The sequence below is a fragment of the Flavobacterium frigidum genome, from assembly GCF_048286795.2.
The window spans coordinates 1-3,072 of the sequence record NZ_JBLVPT020000038.1 but is presented as its reverse complement, the minus strand read 5'-3'; the positions used below and the strand labels follow the sequence as shown (position 1 = coordinate 3,072).

At 33.6% G+C, this 3,072-nt stretch carries 4 protein-coding genes; 1 reads left to right on the top strand and 3 read right to left on the bottom strand.

The genetic code is table 11. The annotated features are described in order from the left end of the window. The first annotated feature begins 300 nt into the window (after positions 1-300). A complete protein-coding gene (locus ACNQGB_RS15955) occupies positions 301-816 on the top strand; it encodes a hypothetical protein (protein ID WP_417947631.1) in 516 nt (171 codons plus the stop codon). Here ACNQGB_RS15955 and ACNQGB_RS15950 read toward each other — a convergent pair. The 3 genes from ACNQGB_RS15950 to ACNQGB_RS15940 all read right to left on the bottom strand — a co-directional run bounded on the left by ACNQGB_RS15950 (position 805) and on the right by ACNQGB_RS15940 (position 2,900). Further along, the gene (locus ACNQGB_RS15950; protein WP_417947629.1) at positions 805-1,455 is read right to left on the bottom strand and encodes an imm11 family protein; all 651 of its coding nucleotides are present in this window, start codon (positions 1,453-1,455) and stop codon (positions 805-807) included. The two genes, ACNQGB_RS15955 and ACNQGB_RS15950, sit on opposite strands and share 12 nt — an antisense overlap. Then, positions 1,452-1,784 carry a helix-turn-helix domain-containing protein gene (locus tag ACNQGB_RS15945; protein WP_417947627.1) on the bottom strand — a complete coding sequence of 111 codons (333 nt, stop codon included), beginning with the start codon at positions 1,782-1,784 and terminating at the stop codon, positions 1,452-1,454. Before ACNQGB_RS15945 ends, ACNQGB_RS15950 begins: the two co-directional genes overlap by 4 nt. Positions 1,785-2,774: 990 nt before the next feature. Further along, entirely contained in the window at positions 2,775-2,900 is a 126-nt protein-coding gene (locus tag ACNQGB_RS15940) for a hypothetical protein (RefSeq protein ID WP_417947625.1), read from the bottom strand. Between the last annotated feature and the right edge of the window lie 172 nt (positions 2,901-3,072).

The following is a 3,072-nucleotide window of genomic DNA, read 5'->3' as shown; positions in this document are numbered from 1 at the left end:
TTTCTCCTGACAATATTGCAAAGCATTAACAATATTGTACTTTTGGTTGAGTCGCGTAAATATATCAACCCAACCTACTGTTGTAATAGTTATAAAATATGCCTGATCTGTAGTTGTTGCTTTATATTTTGTTGACATTTTTTTTATTTAAAAATACAATAAAAGCTACAAATAAAACAATCACATAGCTTTAATTTATTTCTTTTGGTTTAGATTTGCTTTGTGGGCGCGGATTATGGTTGTGGCTCATTGCTGTGGCTCATTATTGAGGGCACGGATTGCAAATCCGCGCTATCGTACATGAGAGATTTTTTTACATATCCGCGCGATCGGGTTTTCTTTAAAAATGCCGATGGTAGCATTGGTTTTGTAGAAGATGTAAGCAGTTACGGAAGTACAATTGTACAAAATGCAATTAAAAAACGAGGAGAATTAAGAGGTACATTAAGTGGTATAACATCTGCAGACGATGCACACCATTTATTCCCAGTGCAAACATTAAAAGAAAATCAATGGGTTAAAAAAGGTGTTGAAGGAGGATTTGAATTTAATACTGGTAGTGTTAATGGTCTTGGAGTTAAGAAATATGTTAAGGCTACAAATACAGGAAGACATGGACCACATCCGCAATTAACTAAGCAAATAATGGATCACATGGATTATTGGGCAAACCAAACAGTAAATGGAGTTAAAAATAGTTCCTTAACGACAGCACAGACAGCTGATTATATGAGAGGTTTAGCAAATTCTTTAAAGAATAAAATAAACAACAGTACAGTTAAATTAAATGATTTAAACCTCAATTTACCGCACTAATAAATTTTCCGCATTAACTAATTCAAGCCCTTTAAAAGATTTATGTGTTAGAGAAGTGAATACTTTTTCTGACACATAAATTGTTTTATTTAAAGGATGAATGAACAAATCATAATTCAGATTGAACATAAGACTTTGGTAATTATAAACTGTTTTCATAAAACCTAATTCTGTTTGTTTGTCAAGTAGGTCTTGATGAGTTTTTATTTCAACATCTCCAAGGTTGTCACCAAACTCATTGATTTGAAATTTACTTTTAGCAAAATCCAAATGATTTATACCCTCATTCCAAACAAAATGCACCCAATAATATTGATGTACAGTCCCTTTATCTTCGATGGTTGCAGGAAAATATTTGTGTGGTACTAAATTAAATTGCTCTAAAACATCCTTTACGTTTTGGCTTATTAAAAGTCCACAAGCACTAATAGTGCCTTGCCCCATTACATCACAAAGCCTTGCCCCATTAGCTAACCGAAATCTAATATCAGGAACAAAATCGGGAAAGAAATCAGAATCCAAATTGTAAACGGAATCAACTTTATTAAAATCATAATCTTCAAAGCTTTCAACAGCAGGGTACGCCATTCCAGTTTCTTTAGTTCCTACGGCAGGTTTTAGGATATAGTATTGGCTCATTTAGAATACGCTTTAATGTTTTTAAAATCTCTAACCATCATATCTACGTGTTGCAAAATGTAGCTTTTAGCATCTTCATTAAGTGCGTTAATCTCTTCCAATCTTTTTAGAGTGTCTTGGTCAAGCAAAAGCGTTGTTTTGCCTACAAGGTAGTCAATAGAAATACTTAAAGCATCTGAAATCTTAATAATTACATCAACGCCAGGAGTCATTAAATCTCTTTCGTATCGTCCTATAATATCTCCAGACGTACCAATTTTTTTCCCCAGTTCGCTTTGCGAAATACCTTTTTGCTTACGTAGAAGCATTATGTGTTCACCTATTGTCATACTTAAACGTATTGAATTAGACCATAAATTATATGATTAAGCAAAGATACAACACTTAAACATCTTATAAAAAATCAGCTGGTAAAAAATTCAATGTCGTTTCAGATGATTTAATTGGTCATGGCTCTCAAAAAGACTTTACTTTTGCTAATAAAGAGTTATTTAACAACCCAGCTGCTCGAAGTATTCAAAAAAAACGTACTTAAAGACTGCGGGTTGCTGTGCATTCTATGATGAAAAACAAGCAAAATTTGTTAAAATTATGATGCGAATTTATAAGTATTAATGTATGGTGTTTCACGATTAATAACGGAAAATACCCTGCTTATAAGTTTGCATCTAATATTGTTTAAAACAAGCATAGCATTTTTTCCTTCTCCTTTCTTTTTAGCATAATACTGTTTTAATTGAGGGTCATATTTTAATGATGTCATGGCACACATTTGCAGTAACCCCGATGGCTTGGATATGACGAGCATTCTCGATATTGATCCCCGCTGCTCGAAGTATTCAAAAAAAACGTACTTAAAGACGGCGGGCTGCTGCGCGAATGTCTCCGACTTCGCGCCGTTTTAAATCGTTTTGCCATCCGTAAACGTGATAAAATTCTCACGACTTTTTACTATAACTATCCTTAGAATAATTAGCGTTTCAAAAGGGATAAAAAACTACAAAGTAACCGTTGGGGTATTTTGTAGTTTTTTGGTTTTATTTAAAATGGAGTATTATGATTTATCACTTAACGATTTGAGTTTAATAAGACATCTACGAAAAAGTCGGGAGACTTTTATTAGATTTACTTATAACAAGAACATTCAAGAAAAGGTCGAAGTCGGGAGACTTCGCCGAGCGGTGTTTAAGTAGAACGTACCACACGAAAGTATTCGTGCGGTAGCGGGGTTTCGCGCCATTTTAAATCGTAATGAACCACAGATTCGCAGATTAAATATTACTATAATCTGTGAATCCGCGGTTATTTTAGATAGGTAATTATATTTCGAATCCTAGTTTTTTGCGCACCTTGGCTAGTACACCATTGGCCACAGCCGATGCTTTTTGAGCACCAATTTTTAAAAGCGCATCTAGGCCTATATCTATATGACAAGCGATATTCATTTAATATGTATTGCATTTGAAGGGGAATTGCAAAATGTGATACGTGATTTTAAGAAGTATACCACTAGTGTCCACTAAAAAATAAAACAAGTTCTTTGAAATTATTGTAAATCTGTATTTTAAGAGTCATTTTTGAGCGTGACGATTTGAAATGATTATTATGTTCGTAAAT

Coding starts and splice junctions, on each gene's coding strand:
- ACNQGB_RS15955 (WP_417947631.1), top strand. CDS start 301: ATGAGAGATTTTTTTACATATCCGCGCGATCGGGTTTTCTTTAAAAAT.
- ACNQGB_RS15950 (WP_417947629.1), bottom strand. CDS start 1,455: ATGAGCCAATACTATATCCTAAAACCTGCCGTAGGAACTAAAGAAACT.
- ACNQGB_RS15940 (WP_417947625.1), bottom strand. CDS start 2,900: ATGAATATCGCTTGTCATATAGATATAGGCCTAGATGCGCTTTTAAAA.
- ACNQGB_RS15945 (WP_417947627.1), bottom strand. CDS start 1,784: ATGACAATAGGTGAACACATAATGCTTCTACGTAAGCAAAAAGGTATT.